This is a genomic window from Nostoc sp. CHAB 5715, from assembly GCF_020829685.1.
Lineage (GTDB): Bacteria > Cyanobacteriota > Cyanobacteriia > Cyanobacteriales > Nostocaceae > Nostoc.
In genome coordinates this window covers 1-5,839 of the sequence record NZ_JAIVFR010000451.1, presented here as the reverse complement: position 1 = coordinate 5,839, position 5,839 = coordinate 1, and the positions used below count along the sequence as shown (strand labels likewise).

Genomic DNA, 5,839 nt, shown 5'->3' with positions numbered 1-5,839 from the left:
CGATCTGGCCAATAATGGAAGCCATTACTACGCCACCAATCATTTCTTTGGTCATGGGCACTGGCTGTGGATGATTCCAATTGATACGCAATTAATGGAATTATCAATTGGAATTATTCACCACCATGATGTGATACCAGCAAAAGAAATCAACACTTTGGACAAATTTTCTAGTTTTTTGGAGACGAATCATAACTTACTTTATCGTCTCATAAAAAGTGGTGAATGTATCGACTTCCATTATTGGCCAAAGCTCGCACATGCCAGTAAAACTATGTTATCTAAAGATAACTGGTATGTGATTGGCGATGCTGCTGCCATGTTCGATGCCTTTTATTCAACAGGATTGAGTTTAATTGCATTCACTATTGAAACTGTAACGGAAGTCATACGTGCCAAACTGGCTGGTGAGGAAGATGCAGAGGAGAAGCGGTCTCTCTATAATGAATTCAACCTAAGAAATATACGGAATACCAATCGCCTTTACTACCACCACGCTAAGCAGCTTGGTCATGCTAGCATCATGAGCCATCGCATCTATCTCGAATATATGCATTGGTTTGGCATTGTTTTGCCTATGTATGCAGGCAAATGGCACCTAGACCTGAAATTCCTTTCTGCGTTTGTCAAGATTGCCCCACTCCAGACGAAACTTATTATTGACATATATGACCAGCTCAGCCAATTAGTCGATCTAGATTCAAACATCGGGCTGATGGACTGTTACCAAACAAAGCTTGGGAGCTATTATCCATTGAAAGAACTTGATGGATTCTTGGAAAACGCCAGGTTTGAGCCACGGCGCAACAACATTTATGGTTCTATGAAGTCAACTTATTTCCACTTGGCGCTCTGGTACGCAAAACTTAGGTGGAAAGGCTTTGGTCCCCTTGGCTTACTAAACTTACGACACCTCTACCGCTTCTGCCAACTACTGTTATTGTCTGGTCGTTTGGCCTTAATTGAAGCAATCTACAAATTCAAAACCAAGCATTTACCTGCCAACAGTCAAATTGCTCAGATGCACCAGGAATTCAAGAGTTATCGATACCGACCTGAATTGCAACCTCAAGGCAAGAGCGAGATGTGTAAGTGAGCGAGGGAGCGATCGCTACGCTATTTACCTTGCAAAGATGACTTAGCTCGCTACCGCTCTTATTCAGAATTCATTAATTCAGTAATCTTTTGGAGTGCTTTATGATTGAGAATTCAACAGAGAATTTATATACCCCTGAAAAAGAACCAATTGCAATTATCGGCATTGGCTGTCGTTTTCCTGGCGGTGCCAACAATCCAGAAGCCTTTTGGAACCTGCTGCGAGACGGTGTAGATACCATCACTGAGGTGCCAGAGGAGCGATGGAATCTACGCACGTTTTACGACCCGGATCGGCAAAAACCAGGAAAAATCTATACTCGCTGGGGCGGATTCGTTGAAGGCATTGACCAATTTGATGCTGAATTCTTCGGGATTTCCCCACGAGAAGCAGCGCTCATAGATCCACAGCAACGGTTGCTGTTAGAGGTAGCTTGGGAAGCTCTAGAAAATGGGGGACAGGTGCCAGAACGCCTTGCTGGCTCCAGTACTGGTGTGTTTGTCGGTCTTTATATGCACGATTACCAGCACATTCAGTTGGATTCTAGCGCTCGTAATTTACTTGGCGCTCAAATGACTACAGGCACGGCGATGAGCATTGCAGCCAACCGCATTTCCTACGTGTTTGATTTTCATGGACCAAGTATGGCACTCGACACCGCCTGCTCTTCTTCTTTAGTTGCGGTTCACCTTGCCTGTCAAAGTATTTGGAATGGTGAGTCTACCCTTGCTTTGGCAGGAGGCGTAAATGCCATTCTCCAGCCAGACATGACAATCGGAATGTGTAAAGCGTCTATGCTTTCTCCCGATGGTCGTTGCAAAAGTTTTGATGCTGCTGCTAACGGTTTTGTTCGAGGCGAAGGTGCTGGCATAGTGGTCTTAAAGCCTTTATCTCAAGCTGTAGCTGACAAAGATCCGATTTATGCTGTTATCCGAGGCAGCGCCGTTAATCAAGATGGTCACACAAATGGGATTACGGTTCCCAATGGAAAGGCTCAAGAGGCGGTGCTGCGAACCGCCTATCAGCAGGCTGGAGTGTCCCCCGAGCAGATACATTACATAGAAGCTCATGGGACGGGGACAGCTGTGGGCGATCCCATTGAGGCGAATGCCTTAGGAGCAGTAATGAGTCACAATCGTCCACCTGGAAATGACTGCACTATTGGCTCAGTCAAGACCAACATCGGACATTTGGAATCAGCAGCAGGTATTGCTGGCTTAATTAAAGTGGCGCTAATTCTGAAGTATCGCCAGATTCCGCCAAATATACATTTTCAAACACCAAATCCTAAAATTCCCTTTGAGGAACTGCGGTTGCGGGTTCCACAGACCCTAGAACCGTGGCCTGAAAATGGAAACAATCGGCGTCTTGCTAGCGTGAATTCCTTCGGGTTTGGTGGCACTAATGCTCATGTTGTTCTAGAAGCAATAGAGACGTTTGAGATCAACTCTCTACCACAACCTGCCGATGCTCAACGACAGAACAAAGCATCGAAAGAAGGGCGATCGCTGCTTATCCCCTTATCAGCTCGCAATTTGGAGGCGATAGGGGCAGTTGCACAAGTAACCCATGACTTTTTAACTGCTGAAGATTCCGGTTCTTCTAATGTCTCATTACAAGACATTTGCTACACAGCTAGTTTACGCCGGGGTCATCATGACCATCGGTTGGCGTTGGTAGCTGATTCCAAAGAAGAGCTCGCAGAACACTTGGAAGCCTTTCTGGCAGGAGAAAGCCGTCTGGGTATGTCTTTTGCTCGCTTAGTTCCAGGCAAGTCGCCCAAACTCGCTTTCGTTTTTTCTGGCATGGGTCCACAGTGGTGGGCAATGGGGCGTCAGCTTTTGGAGAAAGAATCGGTATTCCGAGAAACTATCAAACAGTGTGACACCTTGCTACGGCAATATGCGAGTTGGTCTTTGTGGGAAGAACTAACTGCCCAAGAGGAGCGATCGCGCATCAATGAAACCGAAATCGCTCAGGCAGCAATCTTTGCCGTACAGGTCGCTTTGGCGGCATTATGGCGTTCTTGGGGTATTACTCCCGATGCCGTTGTGGGTCACAGTGTTGGCGAAGTAGCAGCTGCCTATGTGGCAGGGGCTTTGACTCTAGAAGATGCTGTTCAAGTCATCTATCATCGCAGCCGCATACAAACAAAAGCGGCTGGTCAAGGCAAGATGCTGGCTGTCAGGCTGCCTTCAAAGGAGGTTGAACGCTTGTTAGCAGGATACTCCGAAAAGGTTTCTATAGCAGCAATCAACAGTCCCACTTCTGTTACCCTCGCTGGAGATAGTACTGCCTTAGAAGAAATTGCTAAATCTTTAGAGCAAAAACAGATTTTCTGTCGCTTCTTAAAAGTGGAAGTGCCTTACCACAGCCTCTTGATGGAACCTTTAAAACCAGAATTAGTAGAGTCCTTGCAAGGAATTAACGTTCAACCACCTACTATTCCCCTGTTTTCTACCGTCACCGGTCGGGCGGTTGCAGGTTCTGAACTCAATGCTGCTTACTGGGCACAAAACATGAGGAATCCGGTTCTGTTTGCAGCAGCAATCAATGAACTCACTCAAGCAGGTTATGACCTCTTCCTCGAAATTAGTGCCCATCCAGTTCTAGCTTCTTCCATTTCTGAGTGCTTTGCAAAGCAAGGTCAACAGGGAACGGTACTTCCTTCCCTACGACGTAAAGAAGCGGAACAAGTGGTGATGCTAGGGTCTCTCGGTAAACTTTATACCTTAGGATACCCAATTGATTGGAACCAACTCTATCCGGAAGGAGGGCACCTCGTGCAGCTCCCTTCATATCCTTGGCAACGAGAGCGTTATTGGCAAGAGTCTGAAGAATCGCGCCAAGCCAGACTGGGACAACCATCCCGACGAGCAATGCTCTCGACACAAGTCCATCCCCTCTTAGGATATCAAATGAACTCGGCTCAACCAATGTGGGATGGGTCTATTGATACGCAACAACTGACTTATTTGAAAGACCATTGCGTCCAAGGGGCTGTGGTGTATCCTGGAGCTGCCTACGTGGAAATGGCTTTGGCCGCTGCTAAGCAGATCTTCAAGCAGGAGCCTTGCTTTGTGGAGGAGATTAAGTTCCAAAAGGCACTCTTTTTGCCTGAGAGCGATCCCCCAACGCTACAATTGATTCTTGATTCTAGCGAAAATTCTTTCGACATCTACAGCAAAGGCAAGGATTCTGAACAATCCTGGGTTCGACACGCGACTGGCAAGCTGACTCAAATTCAAAATAGCAATGTCTCCAAGCAGGTTGACTTGGATGAGATTCGCAACCGTTGCACCAACAAAATTTCTAAAAGTGATTGCTATCAGCAATTCCAAGAAATAGGACTTCAATATGGTCCCTGTTTCCAAGGCATTGAGCAACTCTTGTGTGGCGAAAGAGAATCGCTAGGTCGGCTCCAGATTTCTGATGTTTTAGAGGCAGGAATCGATGATTATTGGCTGCATCCGGCTATCCTTGATGCCTCTTTTCACGTTCTTTTGGGCGCTGTGTTCTTTGAAGGTATGAATGACGGCAAAGCAAAAGGCGTTTACCTGCCCGTTCAGATAGACCGAGTTTGTTTTTACGGTCGTCCTGGACTCCAGCTTTGGAGCCATGCTTGCCTAGTGGAGCAAAATGCAACCCGACTGAAAGCAGATATCCAACTGCTTGATGAGGCAGGAAATGTGCTGGTAAAAATTGAAGGATTGCAGTGTCAGTCTTTGGCGACAACGCAGGAATTTGTTTCAGAACAAATCGAAGATCATCTGTATGAGTATCAATGGCAACCAAAAGCACGTCTTGGACAGGATTTGGTGTGCCAACCAGGCGATTACATGCCTTCCCCCCGACAAATTTTTGAGAGCCTTCAACCCGAAATGGTTCAGTTAACAGAGCAGCTCAAAAGGAACCATTATTACGAAAAGGTAGAGCCGCAGCTTGATGATTTGTGTATCGATTATGTTCTCAAAGCCCTTCAGCAGCTCGGTTGGCAGCCTCAATTGAAAGAGCGCATTTCTACAGATTCTCTGGCAAAGCAGTTAGGCGTAATCTCTCAGCACCATTCTCTACTAAGTCGCATGCTCGAAATACTTGAGCAAAAGGGTTGGCTGTGGCAGACAGATAATCAGTGGGAAGTTTATAAAATCCCATTCGTGAAGGAGCCACAAGAGACTTGGAAGAGGCTAATAGCAGAATGTCCAGCTTACCTAGCAGAACTAATGTTACTGGGGCGATGTGGGCAGAAGTTGGCAGAGGTGTTGCGAGGAGAGGTTGATCCCCTACAGCTCATTTTCTCTGAAGGATCTTTGGCAACATCTGAGCATTTGTACCAGGACTCGCCTAGTTATCGGATATACAATCTGCTGGTTCAAAAGGCGATCGCAAAGGCGCTGGAGCGTTTACCAGAAGGACGAAAGGTCAGGATTTTGGAGATTGGTGCAGGCACAGGATCAATGACATCCTATGTGCTCCCTAAACTTCCACCCAATCGCACAGAATACGTATTCACTGACATCTCTCAACTGTTCGCAGCCTCAGCCGCACAGAAGTTTCGCGATTATCCTTTTGTTGAGTACAAACTTTTGGATATTGAAACAGATCCGATCGCGCAAGGATTTGATGCCCATTCATTCGATCTGATTCTGGCATCGGATGTACTGCATGCAACCCGTAACCTGAAGCAAACGCTGGAGAATGTCAAACAGATTCTGGCATCGGAGGGGTTGTTAGTTGTCCTGG

At 46.5% G+C, this 5,839-nt stretch carries 2 protein-coding genes; both read left to right on the top strand.

The features are described 5' to 3' along the window. On the top strand, nucleotides 1–1,096 hold a 1,096-nt coding region (locus LC574_RS22880; protein ID WP_368736722.1), incomplete at its 5' end, for an NAD(P)/FAD-dependent oxidoreductase. 101 nt (nucleotides 1,097–1,197) lie between these two features. Next, nucleotides 1,198–5,839: type I polyketide synthase (locus LC574_RS22875; RefSeq protein ID WP_229455835.1), on the top strand; the 4,642-nt coding region annotated here is incomplete at its 3' end.